At 38.4% G+C, this 14,945-nt stretch carries 10 protein-coding genes and 2 pseudogenes; 9 read left to right on the top strand and 3 right to left on the bottom strand.

All coding sequences use genetic code 11. The features are described from left to right. A pseudogene (locus CFERDRAFT_RS07200) lies at positions 1-380 on the bottom strand (restriction endonuclease); the annotation flags it as partial. A gap of 279 nt (positions 381-659) precedes the next feature. On the opposite strand from CFERDRAFT_RS07200, the gene CFERDRAFT_RS07195 reads away from it, so the two are divergent. Then, positions 660-1,751, top strand: a complete 1,092-nt coding sequence (locus CFERDRAFT_RS07195; RefSeq protein WP_006366549.1) for a Fic family protein — start codon at positions 660-662, stop codon at positions 1,749-1,751. Positions 1,752-1,982: 231 nt separating this feature from the next. On the opposite strand, the gene CFERDRAFT_RS07190 is transcribed toward CFERDRAFT_RS07195, so the two are convergent. Continuing rightward, positions 1,983-2,198 (bottom strand): hypothetical protein, encoded by a 216-nt coding sequence (locus CFERDRAFT_RS07190; RefSeq protein WP_040433429.1) that lies wholly within the window; start codon positions 2,196-2,198, stop codon positions 1,983-1,985. A gap of 4 nt (positions 2,199-2,202) precedes the next feature. After that, a complete protein-coding gene (locus tag CFERDRAFT_RS07185; protein WP_006366548.1) occupies positions 2,203-2,634 on the bottom strand; it encodes a zeta toxin family protein in 432 nt (143 codons plus the stop codon). Between the two features lie 115 nt (positions 2,635-2,749). On the opposite strand from CFERDRAFT_RS07185, the pseudogene CFERDRAFT_RS12085 reads away from it, so the two are divergent. The 8 genes and pseudogenes from CFERDRAFT_RS12085 to CFERDRAFT_RS07145 all read left to right on the top strand — a co-directional run. Beyond that, positions 2,750-3,017 (top strand): annotated as a pseudogene (locus tag CFERDRAFT_RS12085) (DUF977 family protein); the annotation flags it as partial. Between the two features lie 1,147 nt (positions 3,018-4,164). Further along, positions 4,165-8,901, top strand: coding sequence for a hypothetical protein (locus tag CFERDRAFT_RS07175; protein ID WP_198002407.1), 4,737 nt, complete (start codon positions 4,165-4,167; stop codon positions 8,899-8,901). Continuing rightward, entirely contained in the window at positions 8,894-10,447 is a 1,554-nt protein-coding gene (locus CFERDRAFT_RS07170) for a phosphotransferase (protein WP_040433426.1), read from the top strand. Before CFERDRAFT_RS07175 ends, CFERDRAFT_RS07170 begins: the two co-directional genes overlap by 8 nt. A gap of 367 nt (positions 10,448-10,814) precedes the next feature. Then, complete coding sequence (locus tag CFERDRAFT_RS12580; RefSeq protein WP_232209779.1) at positions 10,815-10,979, top strand: transposase; 165 nt, start codon at positions 10,815-10,817, stop codon at positions 10,977-10,979. Between the two features lie 250 nt (positions 10,980-11,229). Then, positions 11,230-12,195 (top strand): transposase, encoded by a 966-nt coding sequence (locus CFERDRAFT_RS07160; protein WP_006366547.1) that lies wholly within the window; start codon positions 11,230-11,232, stop codon positions 12,193-12,195. Positions 12,196-12,322: 127 nt separating this feature from the next. Next, positions 12,323-12,856 (top strand): hypothetical protein, encoded by a 534-nt coding sequence (locus CFERDRAFT_RS07155; protein ID WP_006366546.1) that lies wholly within the window; start codon positions 12,323-12,325, stop codon positions 12,854-12,856. A 394-nt stretch (positions 12,857-13,250) separates the two neighbouring features. Next, positions 13,251-13,475, top strand: coding sequence for an addiction module protein (locus CFERDRAFT_RS07150; protein ID WP_040433424.1), 225 nt, complete (start codon positions 13,251-13,253; stop codon positions 13,473-13,475). A 1,061-nt stretch (positions 13,476-14,536) separates the two neighbouring features. Then, entirely contained in the window at positions 14,537-14,809 is a 273-nt protein-coding gene (locus CFERDRAFT_RS07145) for a hypothetical protein (protein ID WP_006366545.1), read from the top strand. Positions 14,810-14,945 lie beyond the last annotated feature (136 nt).

Below are 14,945 nucleotides of genomic sequence, written 5' to 3'. Positions count from 1 at the left end.
ATCCAAATTTTATCCTCCCTGATCCCTTTGTCTGCCTGTGTTTTTAACGAAACACGGGTATTATCGATGGTGATGTCATGGCCACGGTTTCCTTTTGGAGCGAGCTTTGCACGATAGGAAGAGATGTTGACAACACGCTCAAGAACATATTCGAACTTATCCTTTGAAAATGGCTCGGCAGAAAAACTGTGATGAATTCTCAGCGCATCTCCGAAATTCTCCAGAGTCTCGTCATCAAAGAGATTGGAGTGAAAAATTGAGTAGCTATGCTCACACTGAAATATCTGAACAGTTCTTTCAAGCCATGAAAACTGGCCCGGAGTAAGTTCCCGAATGGATGCAATCAGCAATTCAATTCGGTTTCTGTCTATTTCGCTCATATTTAAGTGGTTACAGGGATGTTACTCTGAAATAATGAGATTAACTGAATCATTAAACAAATACAAATAAAGCACAGCATTGTATTGCCTGAAGTAATCCCTGATCCATCCTCCGGCCTCTCTTCAAGTGTCATGCCGAACTGAAAGGAGGCATCTCTACTCAGGCGTGTCTCTGCTTGATGTAACTGATTGTTATCAATACCGTCCCGGAAGTCCAGTCAAATTGACAGGGGAGTGCTTATATTTGCAAATGGGTGTAAATGGGTGTATAATTGGTTAATGTTACGAACCGATACCATTCAAATTACTCAGGAGATCCTGAGCCTGGTTGCCCGGATCGATGAATTTAAAGGTGCCTGGCGTGCTTTGGGCATGCTCGCGCCTGATCGACTCTCAGCCCTGCGCCGGGTAGCCACAATTGAGAGTATTGGATCATCGACCCGTATCGAGGGAAGTAAACTCTCCGATCGAGAGGTTGAAAGCCTGCTTTCCAATCTGGTTATTCAATCTTTCGAAACACGTGATGAACAGGAAGTTGCCGGTTATGCTGAGCTGATGGATCTGGTGTTTGAATCGTGGCCAAACATCCCGTTCAACGAGAACCACATCAAACAGTTTCATCAGATCCTCCTGCGTCATAGCGGGAAAGACGCCCGACACAGAGGCCAGTACAAGACCAGCTCAAACAGTGTTGCTGCCTTTGATAATAACAGCAAACAGATAGGCATCGTGTTCGAAACAGCCACCCCCTTCGACACTCCTCGCCTGATGGCTGAACTGGTTGCATGGGTGAACGATGAACGTGAGCGGGAACAACTGCACCCGCTTTTGATTATCGCGATCTTTGTGGTGGTCTTTCTGGAAATTCATCCGTTTCAGGACGGTAACGGTCGGCTCAGTCGAGTATTAACCACCTTGCTGTTACTGCAGGCGGGTTACGCCTACGTACCTTACAGTTCACTGGAAAGCGTTATCGAGCTAAACAAGGAAGCATACTATCTGGCCCTGCGGCAGACTCAGGGATTAATCCGTACCGATACCCCGAACTGGCAACCGTGGTTGCTGTTTTTTCTTCGATCGCTGGCCGATCAGGTACGCCGTCTTGAGAAGAAAGTAGAGCGAGAGAAGATCGTCATGACATCTTTGCCGGAAATTTCACTGCGTATTGTTGAGTTTGTGCGTGAACATGGCCGAATAACGATAGGCAATGCTATCTCGTTGACCGGCATCAGCCGCAACACCTTGAAAGTGCACTTCAGAAACCTGGTTGAGCGTGGCCATCTGACACAACTCGGTAGCGGGAGGGGAGTCTGGTACGAACTGGGTTCGATTCAGAATTCAAAATCTCTTCAAGGTGTCATGCCGAACTGAAAGGAGGCATCTCTGTGCAACGCGGACAGTGTTGTGTAACTGTTACCGGTGAATATTCCCTTATCTGATTACCTGCCTGTCGCTTTTTTTATTTCGTTAACTTTCGTCTTTTTCGTGGTTAATATTCCTTTTCAATCCATCATCCAGCATTCAAAATCTCTTCAGGCCCTATTGTAGAGTTTGTCGCGGGCGTCCCCGAAGTTGCCCTGCGGCATGGAGGACATACAAAGGTTATTCCGATTCCGGTTTGGCGGTTTTATTTTCAGCCTGGCGTCTTTTGATAATTTCTGCTGCCGTGAGGCGGACTACTTTTCCGTCGATCATGGTGATAATGGCGGTATTGGTACGAATAGCCAAATCCTCAGCATCTCTCCCTGCTCGCTGCATCGCAGCATAGGAACCCGCCATGTCAGGATCAGGAGAGAGTCGAATATCTTTTGTGTTCATCTTGTCAGCTCCATGCAATTAATTTTGGTGGGGTTAACGTACCATCGTACAGTACCCAAGAGTCTGCTATGGCTTTGTATTTATAATTGAAATTATACAGACCTGCGGCAAATCGACGGCGAATGATATTTTCAGGAATGTTGTGCCCGCCTTGCCGTACACGTTCGGCAACTCTTGTAACAGCAATATCTGGTGAGTGAAGAGCGATAAACCAGATTTTGACTCTATACCCTTGAGCCTTCCACTCCAATATACGCTGTAGATAGGTTAAGCCGGAAAGTGTTGTTTCAAAAGAAAAACTTTCACCGTTAGACACACAATCGTCAATCTCGTTGAGCATAATGCGAGCCGCTTTGAACGCAGCCACTTCAGGATTGAAAGGCGCAAGCCCGGCAGCAATCAGGTCAGCATTGACAAAACGAAGCGTATGAGCCACTTTTGTAGAGTTATTCGCGGGTGTTCCGGAAGTCCAGTCAAATTGACAGGGGAGTGCTCATATTTGCAAATGGATGTAAATGGGTGTGTAATTGGTTAATGTTACGAACCGATATTCGCTGGCCGATCAGGTACGCCGTCTTGAGAAGAAAGTTGAGCGAGAGAAGATCGTCATGACTACTTTGCCGGAAATTTCACTGCGTATTGTTGAGTTTGTGCGTGAACATGGCCGGAATAACGATAGGCAATACTATCTCGTTGACCAGCATCAGCCGCAACACCTTGAAAGTGCACTTCAGAAACCTGGTTGAGCGTGGCCATCTGACACAACTCGGTAGCGGGAGGGGCGTCTGGTACGAACTGGGTTCGATTCAGAAGGCATAATCTCTTCAACCTCTTTTTCGAGTCATTTTGCGTGATTCGTGGTTAAAAATCTTCCTTTTCTCTTCAATCCGGAATCCAGCATTCAACATTCAAAATCTCCATATTCAAGCCCCCCTGGGGGCGAAATATTGGTAGCAAAATACAAGGTCTCCGAGGTCTCCCTCTTACCCCCTGTTTGCGTTTGAACCCCTTTTGTTTACGCAGTTGTGAACGTCCCGCTTTCAGCCCCCCTCCACACTCGAAGAGCAGCAAGAGATCGTCCGACGAGTTGAAAAACTCTTCGCCCTTGCCGACTCCCTCGAAGCCAAATACAAAAAAGCTATTCAACGGGTTGAAAAAATCGAGCAATCCGTCCTCGCCAAAGCATTCAAAGGCGAACTCGCTGACTCCGACCAAAACGATGAACCAGCAGCAGAGGCGCTGAAACAGATACTCGAAAAAAAAGCAAAGCTCGAAAGCACCAAAAAAACCCGTTCAAAACGCTCCCCCTCCCCATTGCACTGAGCCAAGATCATCCACCCTTCTTTCTCCTGCCTTTAATCAAAAAAATAAAATCCAGCACTCAAAATCTAATTCTTTCGTGTCTTTTTGGGCATTTCGTGGTTAATAATCTTGTTAAATCGCGAATCCAGCATCCAGAATCCAACACTTCCAATCGCAACAGAGCCCATTTTATTTTAAAATCAACGCATAATCGCAAAAAACCCCTGATTATCCGACTTTTATTTTACATCACAACAAGGATAATTACTTAGTTCTGCTTAGATTATCATATTTCATTCGTAGTGCTCATAGAGTATATCTGCCGACAGATGGAGCGTCAGTCGCATATTCCATCGGTGTTAAACAAAGATGTCTCGAGACTTAAAGAATACGAAGCATACTAACCTATAGTTCTGAGGTGGTTTAAATGCTAACGATAGCATTGAGTTGTGTGCATGCAACAAGTGTTTAGAAATGAATTAATATAAAAATAAGTACATCATATGCACATCTAAAAAGAATATATATGGGCAGATAATTTGATGTGATACTAATAGACTGATTTTAGTGAAGAATAGAATAGGTTTTAATTTTCAAATTATGATTTCTTATGCAAAATATTAATCCGTTACATTTACTAAAAGGGATAGTCTATCTAGATGTTATGAATTTAGAAGATAAGTTTGATGATAATAATTCCCTTTTTGGAAAAGATTATTTTATCGATTTATCTCAAGTAAGATTTGCAGAGTTAAATGCAATAGTCGAACTTATATTAATTGTAGAGAAATTGATACAAAAAAGCAATATATACATCGCGTTACCTACAATAATGCTTACGGAAAAGGAAGAAAAAAAACATGAAGAGAAATATAGTGAGGAAAATAAAATTAAATATTTAAATCAAAGAAAAAGAGTAAATAACTTCATCAAAACAGTCGGTTTTGTAAATGCATTAAAACAATTGTCCGAAAGAAGTATAAATCAAGTATATTTGACAGAAGAATATCAATTCGAAGCGAAATTTAATGTGGAGTCATTTATAAATGCATTTTCTACTATTTTCGAAACGAAAAATATTGAATTTAATAATTATAGGTTCATTTTTCCACTCGAATGGATTGATTGTAAAAAAGGCGTTGAAGGGTTTTCTGGTATAGAAAATAAAATAGACAAAGTACTTGGGAATTCTGAAAGAGGTCTAGAGAGTATTGATGTTCAAGGTATTAAGAATGTGATTATTTCCGAGTTAATTAAAAATGTTAATGAACATTCACAGGTGCATTTCGCATTGCTTGCAATCGGATTAATTGAATCAAAGATATTATTTAGTGAGTATAGGTATAAAAAAATTAACCCAATAGAAAACGAATATATTAACTGGATACGTAACGATGGTGTTAAAACTCAGGTTGAAATATATTTTGGTGATTCTGGCAATGGAATACTAACAAATGATTATGAATTTGAATATTTTAAAGAAAATATAAAAACCGAAAAAGAGTCACAATTGGAGTGGGCTTTTCAAAAGTGGTCAACGACAAAAAATAAAGAACTTAGACGCGGGACGAAAGGCCTTTACAGGATTCAAAGGATAGTAAATAAGTATAATGGTATATTTCATATAAGGACTGGTGTTGTAAATGGGGGGTTTCGTAAGGGAGGGTTGATTGAGGAGGAATGGATATCAAGAAAATGTAAATATAATTATGAAGGAACTTTTATTCAAATTAAAATGTGCCCTTTTTCAGAAGCTAAAGAGTTTAGATTTACATTAACGGATAATACTGAAAACAAACAATGGAAAACAGTTCAGTATAATCCTGGTATAAATAGAGATTTTATAGAATTATTCGAAAAAGAAGTAAAAAAGAATAAAGATTTACTAGTGATATTAAATTTAACTGATCTTGATGAGTCTACATCTCAGACATTGTTAGAGGAAACCTTGCCGGGATTTAGTTTTAATGCTCATCCCCGCGCTGTAGTTATATATTTGCTTAGCCCTTTAAGTAATGATACGATCCAGATTATTGTTGATTCTTCAAATGAATATATAAAAAGAAAGACGGACGATAATATTTTTCAGGAAATAGTACATAGAGATACTGAAGAAGTATATGATCCTGTTTTAATTATAGGGAATGACAATAAAGCTTTCTGGTATGGAGGTAATCAAAATCTTATAAATCTGCTTAATGAATCATACCAAATATATGATGATGAAATAAAAATTAGCGAGCTCAAATCTTATAAGACTTTAAATGACGAAAGTAAGAATAGGATTAGATTGCATTTAGAAAATGATAATAAGCTTGTAAATGTTGATAGACTAGAAAGATTGACTTTTAATTTCACTAATATCGACTCGTTTTTTGAGAATGAAATAATAAAAATGATAGATAAAACTGAAAAAAACAAAAAAAAATATTGTTCTCCAAAATTAGAAACTGTTGAGAAGTGGTTAGATGTAAAAAAACTGTTGGAGTATAACGAATACGGGTATGCATTAACATTATATCTAAAGTACAAAAATAATATTGAAAAAGAAATTATAAATCAAAGTGATTATTTGACAAGTTCGGGTATTAGTCGTAAATTAAATAAGGAATCAAAAAGTAATTATTTTATATTAATTGATCATAACCTACAAAAAGGATTAGCAAAAGCATTCGCGGTATTATGTGGAGTTGCATATAAAAATATAATATGTTTATCTGAGGATATAAATCAAAACATACCAAGACGTACTAAATTATTTAAACATAATGCTAAAGTAATTGTTTTAACTACTGTTATATCTAGTTCTGAAACAGTACGGAGATCAGTTAAATATATTAAAAGAGACTCAGCAATACCTCTATGTGTTTTGTGTTTATGCAACAATAGGAAATATAATATATCTGAGCTTAAAACATGGGGTGATAATACTGAAATAATAAGTGTGTATAGAAAAAATAAAGTTGAATTAGATAAGAATGAGACTGATGCTGAATACTTCAAAAATAAATACAATTCTTTTAATGAAGATTTAGAATTTAAAGGGCCAAATTATGAAACTGAGGAAAAAATAAGATTAGAAAGTAAAAAATATGAAGTTGAATTAAATTTACGCAAGCACATTATTTTAAAGAAAGCTTTCCATTATAATCATATAGGTAAATATAGCGATAGGCATTTTACTTTTTATATAAATAAACAGAAATTGCTTAATACGGTAAGTGTGATATGGAAAAAAATATCAGAATCTATTGCCAAATGGCAAAATGGTAATGTTGTAGATTATGTTATTTACATTCCAAAAAACCTGATAGATGGTGTTAAAGAAAATGATAGATTTTATAAATATCTTAAAGAACTGTCAGGGAATGTTGTCGTTTTCGATGAAATTCCTAAATTAATCAACCATTCAAATGTTGTTTATTTTGATTTCGGTGTTATATCTTTTAAAACAATTAATACATTAATAACAAAGTGCCAACAAGTTAGTAACTTATTGATATGTGTATTGTTCGATCAGACAAAGGATGGTGAATTAGAGCTTTATAAAAGAATTGAAACTTTGAGCAATGAAGAGATAACAGCATATTCACAACCAACAAAATTCACAATAGATTGTTTGTATAAATTACATTTAGGATATTTTAATTCTGAAAGTTGTCCTGTTTGTGAACATTGCAATTCATTAGAAAAATATAAATTGGCTCAACAATATATGAATAAATTTTCCGATGATAGGCAAGCGCGATTAAAAATAATAGATCCTGATGAAATAAACAAAACCGAATACCCTTACGATTACTACTACACCGCAGAAAAACCTGATCATGAGCTTTCTTCTGAGCTAATAATGAGAATGTTCGAATTTAAAACACTATTAGAAAAGGCGGAAAAAAACACACAGTTCAGGATAGAAGTCTATAAATATGTTTACTCGATATATAGTAATATTGATGGTTACATTAGTATTTGCTATTCTAATCTTTACGCGATGATTTATTATTTATCATATGAAGTAAATTGGTTACAAAAAGAGCCGTTAGTCTTTAGAGACTTTAGAGTAATGATTTCTAAGATAGCTCTTAAAATAGCAACAATAAAGTTAGGAGATCTTAGTGAGAAACTAATAAAAACAAATAATTCTATTACAACGCCAGAAAAGATATCCGTTAGATATAAATACTCGGCTATTTCATTGTTAAGATCATCGAATAAATTATTGTTTTGCGAATCTATTTCAGATATTTTAATGGCATCTTACAATGGGCAGGTATTAAGTGATAATTTAATGCAAAATACAATTTATCATATGACCTCCTTATTTCAGAATAAATATAACCAAAGTATTAAGTATTTTAGTTCAATTTCTGATCAATTAAAATATTTCGTAGAAAAATCCGAAAATATATCAATTGAACAAAAAGTTACTCTGGGAAAGATAAATAATTTAAATGATCAGACAATAAAAAATATTGAGATAAAGTCTATTAAGACAGATATTGAACTTATAAAATCACTAAAAAATGAGAAAAACAAATATTACGAAGGAACAAGACACCCGTTCCCTGATAATTGCCTGTCAAATATGAATTTAAGCGAATTTACTCAGGATTGTTTATATGATCTTGAGTTATATAAAGAAAACTCTGAGTATTATCCTCTATTCTTGATTGTTACCAATAAGCTACTTGATTATTGGAGACAAGTGTCATATTTTATTGAGGCAACAATTCAATCATATACAATAAAATTATCAGAAAAAATAAAAAAATCAAGTTCATATCAACATATGTTCTTTCATGATCTTGCTGCGAGAATATTTGATGGGGATAATCAACTTGGTGTTACTGATGAGTTTTCAGTCTTGGTTCACCAAATTCATGAAAACCCATTATATTATTTGAGAGTTAAAAAAAAATATGACTACTATCATAACGTACTGACAAAAAATATTATATCAAGAAATTCAAGGTTATTTGAATTTATAGATCAGTTTCCTGTTAATTTAAAAGAAGTAATTGAAGAAAAATTTAAATCTGTATTCCCATTAACAAAAATAAATAATACCGGGGAGCGTGAATTAAGGGTCTTTTACCCAAGGGCGAAAATATATGAAGATTTCGATAATATAATACAAAATATTAAGGGTCGTTTAAATGATGGTCGATCTATTAAGGAGGTATTGATAAATGCATATATAGATTTAATTGATAAAAATAAATATGTGTCCTTATTGATAGAATATAACTTAACTGATAAAAATAATCATAATTCAAGAACGGGTGCATTAACAGACATTAAAAAAGAGATTGAGCTATTTGGAGGCTCTTTAGAATTTGAACACCATACCGATAGAAATGGGCTATTTAAATTACAATTCAAATTTAAATATTATGAATAAGAATTTTAAGATAATAATATGTGAGGATGAACATGCGCGAAGAGCAATGATAGAGGCAATGATAAAGTCATTAAAAAATAAATATCCATATCTTGCAGATCCAAAACAAGTAGCCTTTAAAGATATATTAAATAATTGCTTAGTACATGATAAGCCTGATTTATTAATATTGGATTTGTACGATAATGTTGATGATAAGTGGTATGGTATTGATTGTTTAGAGATAATAAAAACATCAGGTATTAATACAAAGACAATTATATTTGCTGGTGATAAGCAAGGCGATATGAGAAAACGTAATTTCAAAAAAGATTATCCATTCGTTCTTGATGATATTGATAAGTATAAAGAGAAAATATCTGGCCTATCGGAAATGATTGAAGTTGAGTTAATTAATAAATTGCCAATTCAATATAAATTAAAAAACGAAAATGATTTAATATTGCAATTGCAGATATCGACAATTGGTGAAAGTAATTTAAATCAAATATTACGACAAATAAAAGAAGAGTACGGTATTGCTGATGAGGTTTTGTTAGAAAGAATGGTGTCAGGGTATAGCGGCGCTATACTAATAAGATTTTATATTGACAATACTGCTTATATTCTAAAAATTTCCAAAGATACTGAAAGTCTCAAAAAGGAATATGAAGACTCCCTAAAATATTACCCGAAATTCCCCTCAATATTTTTTAATTATATTCATTCAAAAGAATATTATACCAATAATTATAATGCATTAGGGATATTGATAAAATTGGTTGAGGATGGTGAGACGATTTTTGATTATATAAAAAAAGAATCAAATACATTTGAAGATATCTATCGCATCCTAAATAGAATATTTATGGATGACTATAGTTTAAAAAGACATTACAAGGAGCAGCGATATGGATCAGAAAATTGGACGCACATATTTAGGAAATATAAAGGAACAAAATATTCGATTATTGAAAGTGTGATTAATGAGATAAGGCTATTGATTAACGATTTTGGCGTAAACTATTCAAATATGAAAAATTTATCAATTAATCAATCATATGAGAGACTTGATAAAAATAATAAAAATATCGACAAGCCCTTAGTCTTATGTCATGGAGATTTGCATTCGAGAAATATTCTTATACAGGGTTTGAATCCATTTTTAATAGATACAGGCGGAATATCATATGATTATTGGTGTTCGGATTTATGTAGATTAATTGTGGATTTGTTTTTAAAGGGCATAGATAACGATAAAAAAGAATATTACGACATATCACAAATTGAAAAAAACGTTAAGATTGCTGAATTAATAATAACAAGAAAAGATGTGGAATTAGATGGAGTCAATGATAATTATATAAATGCGATAAATTGGTTGACAAATCATGTTGATAAAATATATGATGATTTATTTGACATATTTGATTTTCAGTTATGTTTAATGAAGGAATTTATGCAAGCATCAACACGTGTCGGGACAATTCCGCCAAACAAGCGTGCAATTGCTTTGATTTCAGCATATAGGTGTATGGTATTCGCTAATGAAAGTATTATGCTATGAGTGCATTGGGCATCGCCCTTAAGGACATCCTATATTGAAATCACCAAAAACAAAGTTTTACCGTTTACACCATAGCCCCTCGAGTGCATTGTAAAACACGAAAAAAAGAGGCGGGTTGCTCATTTTCAAGGAATCTCGTACCTTATCGTTATCTGGTATCCGACATGTTGATGAACGGCTGTCAAGCATCCTTTTCACATCTCCCGACTTCCAAGTAACAGGGGAGATCACACAAACCCCTTCCCCAAAACTTTTAGAGATGTTGAATTTTGGATGCTGAATTCCGAATTAACCAGAAAGCCACTTCCGACTTCCCGGACACCCCTAAGTGTTAACATAGTTGTCGCCTCAACCAAGGAGGCAAATTATGAGATATACCCGAGCGGTGAAATTAAGTGTGCTGAAAAAAGTCTTGCCGCCTGAGCAGCAAAGTATACCTCAAGTCAGCAGAGAAACCGGCATTCATGATCAGGCAATCCAGAATTGGGTGCAAAAGTGTGAATCGGGTATCTTACCAGATGGCAGCCAGTAGAGCAGTCCACGATTCATGACCCCGAAAGAGAAATGCCAGTTGGTGCTTGAAGCTGCCGGCATTGATAATGAACAACTGGGTGGATTTCTCAGAGAACGTGGCCTGCACTCAGAACACATAACGATCTGGGATCAGGAACTTCGAGAAATAGTGGACTTGGGGACGTTGTTTAATAAGAGAAGAAGTTCGTGTATATTCATTATATTGCTCACAGCAAAGGATCAGTGAGCAATATATCTGAGGAGCTGAAATGCCGAGAGGAGCGAGACTTGATGCGCCGGGAACATTGCATCATGTTATTATCCGGGGGATAGAGAAGGGTGCTATTTTTACCGATGATGAAGACCGGAAAGAGTTTTTGCGTCGCGTAGGTACTCTTGCGAAGGGTTCCGGTACAGCAATATATGCCTACGCTCTGATGACGAACCATCTGCATATCCTGCTAAAAAGCGGTGAGAGCGGACTCTCAACCTACATGCGCCGCCTGCTTTCAGGATATGCTCAGTTCTACAACCGCCGTCATAAAAGAGCCGGGCATCTCTTCCAGAACCGTTACAAATCGATTATCTGCGAAGAGGAGGCATATTTTGACAAACTGGTTGCCTATATCCATCTCAATCCGCTGAAGGCGGGCATTGTTGCGTCTTTTGAGGAACTTGCCCGATATCCCTGGAGCGGTCATGCGGTGCTGATGAAACGGATTCATCATGACTGGTTTGACCGGGATTATGTGCTGCGCTTTTTCGGCAGTACGGACGGGAAAGCAAGACAAGCATACCTTGTGTTTCTTGAAGAGGAGATGGGTATTGATCGTGAATCGGAACTCTCGGGAGGCGGTCTGGTTCGTTCGCATGGAGGGTGGTCGAAAGTACTTTCGATGCGCAAACAGGGATTGAAAGAGCAGGGTGATGAAAGGATTTTGGGGAGCGGAGAGTTTGTGCATTCGCTGCTTGCAGATGCCGAAGAGTCTGTGGATAATCAGCTTTCTGCAAGTGAACGGTTGGATCAGGTGCGGCAGGATATTGCTGAAGTTTGTGAAGACGCTGGTATTACTGTTGCATTTTTTCGATCAGGGAGCCGGAGCGGAACACTGCCTGTGCTGAGAAAGAGTCTCGCTGTAAAGTTTACCAGTGAGTATGGACTGTCACTCGCCGAGACCGCCCGGCAGTTAGGCGTAACGACAAGCGCAGTGAACTATATGATTCGAAAACGGTGATGTATTGAGAGTTTTATCGCTATTAAACAACGTATAGAGAACAGCCTATTGGAATGCAACCTGACGTGTTTATGCCGTCGGCGCCGGGTTATAGTATCATGTAACGTTTTTACTGTTTGAGTTATTTATGGAAACCACTGCATCAAGGGAGCTTCTTCTCGATCTTTTCGAGGAATATTCGGAATGGTATATCAGCCTTGCAGAGGATTACGGCAGCCTGCCTCGTTCGATTTCAGGCATTGGGAAAAACGGGCGCCAGTTCATCTACGTTCTTGATGGTCTGGAACTGCACCATATGGTTCGGAACAAGTTCATGCGCTTTGTGCTTGAGGACTTCAGCGCCATAGCCTACGTATATGGTTCGCTTGATATCCGTGGTGACAGCGAAGAAGGGGGGGTGGAAGAGGTGCTCGATATTGTTGCAGCCGATACGGAACACTACATCTCAGGTAGCTGGCGGGTGATTCGGGATGCAGAGAGCAAGGTGATGGGTCTGGAGCATGCAGGCACCCGTGAAGGCGATGATCCCGATAAACATTCGGGTTCCTGGTTCCTCAGCGGTTCAATCCGCTTCACCGATGCCGAAAAAGTCAGATACAGTGCGTTATGGCATGAGGCGAAACCGGGTGTCGTTTTCAAAGACCGAAACGCTGCAGAGTGAGGCGATAGCTTGAAAAGCCATGTTGAACTTTTGGCGGATTGGAAACCGGGAATAGCGGGACGCTCATAACAGCTTCAACTAACTTCCTTGGGTAATTTTATTAAAGTCAATAATAGCAACCGTTTGGCTACTTGGGGATGTTGTGTTGTAAGTGAAATAACTCTGTTCTGCGGTGAGTGCAGGATGATAACCGGAATGGTCTCGATTCAGCGTTGTCCTGCATGGAAGCACTGGATTTGACGATATTGTTATAGTTTTGTATTCTCTTTAATAGCTTTTTTGTACTGCATCGTTCAGCATCTGTGATGTGAGTGAGCAGGCAGTACGTAGCAAGAGAGTCCATTCAGGAAAAACATTTAAGAACGGTCATTTTCCATTTCAAATATAGATAGTCATGAAAACCCATACTGTTTCCGTATTTGACCTTAGCCCACCAGAGAAACTACAATTGGTTGAAGATCTCTGGGATGATCTGGCGGCTAAACCGGAAGATGTACCCGTACATGAATGGCAAAAGAAGGAGTTGGCTCGTCGCAAGAGTAACCTGATGAAAAACCCTGCTTCAGGGCTCACATGGGCCGAGGTCAAGCAAAATGTCCGCAGCGGTCATGCTTCCTGATCTGATACTATTACCGGAAGCGCAGCAGGATATTAGTGATGCTTACTTGGTGGTATGAAGATCGTCGTGTTTTCCATACATCTCAGGATCCAATGAAGTGGCACAGTCGCCTATAGCTGTCTGTCGCTTGATGTGCATAGGCTATATTGAATTCCAAAAAAACAGCTCCCCGTTTTATGCCTTATAGCACCAGGCGTCATGCCACGTTTGCTTTTCCAGCCTCCTGCAGATTGTCAGTCCGGCGTTACCGGCCAGCATCCGCAAATCGGTCGGGGTTTCGGGGAAATCGCAGTTCCTGATGTGGGGAGAAATTCCGTGAATTTGACGACAAACTCGACTAACGCGGGTAGAGCTACAAAAGGATAAAGAGGGGGGAGGCGCAAGCCTTGTTTTGCTACCAATATTTCGCCCCTATGGGGCTTGATTACGACGAACTCCCGACTTCCGGGACGCTCATAACCGCTTCAACTAACTTCTCTCCGACCCGATGACGACAAACGCTACAAACTCGGGTAGAGCTACAATAGGCAAAAGAGGGGGGAGGCGTAAGCCTTGTTTGCCTACCAATATTTCGCCCCTACGGGGCTTGATTACGACGAACTCCCGACTTCCGGGACGCTCTCGACAAACTCTACAAACGTGGGTAGAGCTACAAAAAGCAAAAGAGGGGGGCGGCGGGAGCCTTGTTTTGCTACCAATATTTCGCCCCTACAGGGCTTGAATACAAGGACTTCCCGACCTCCGGGACGCTCATAACCGCTTCAACTAACTTCCTTGGGTAATTTTATTAAAGTCAATAATATCAACCATTTGGCTACTTGGGGATGTTGTGTTGTAAGTGAAATAACTCTGTCAAGTGGCGAGTGCAGGATGATAACCGGAATTGTCTCGATTCAGCGTTGTCCTGCATGGAAGCACTGGATTTGACGATATTGTTATAGTTTTGTAGTCTCTTTAATAGCTTTTTTGTACTGCATCGTTCAGCATCTGTGATGTGAGTGAGCAGGCAGGAATAATGTAATTGGCATCACCGAATCTGATATCGGCATTCAGGAGAGATTATGCATACGGTCACCCATACCGACAAAGAGAACGAAAAAACTCTGATCAACATTGTCCGCTCCTTGCCTTCCAACCGGGTAGAGCAACTGGTAGATTTTGCCCGTTTTCTGGAAGCCCAGATTTTAAGTGAAGAGCTTGTCAGTGAAGAGGGACTCTCAGCGATAGATGCTGAGAATGCTCAATGGGATACACTTCTGGAAACTGACGAATCTCAGGATTTACTCGATAAACTTGCGGGCGAGGCTCTTGCCGAGCTTAAAGGAGCGGCTTGATCAGGAGTTTCAGTGACTCGGGAGTTGTTCACCTGAACAAAAACAGCACTGAGTACCGCATAACCCTGCCAATCACCTCCAAAACCTTCCCTGAACATCTCAATCATCCATTCTGATCGTTCATCGATCCGGCGCG

This window comes from Chlorobium ferrooxidans DSM 13031, from assembly GCF_000168715.1.
GTDB lineage: Bacteria > Bacteroidota > Chlorobiia > Chlorobiales > Chlorobiaceae > Chlorobium > Chlorobium ferrooxidans.
The sequence above is the reverse complement of the archived record's forward strand: the minus strand, read 5'-3'. Positions and strand labels throughout refer to the sequence as shown.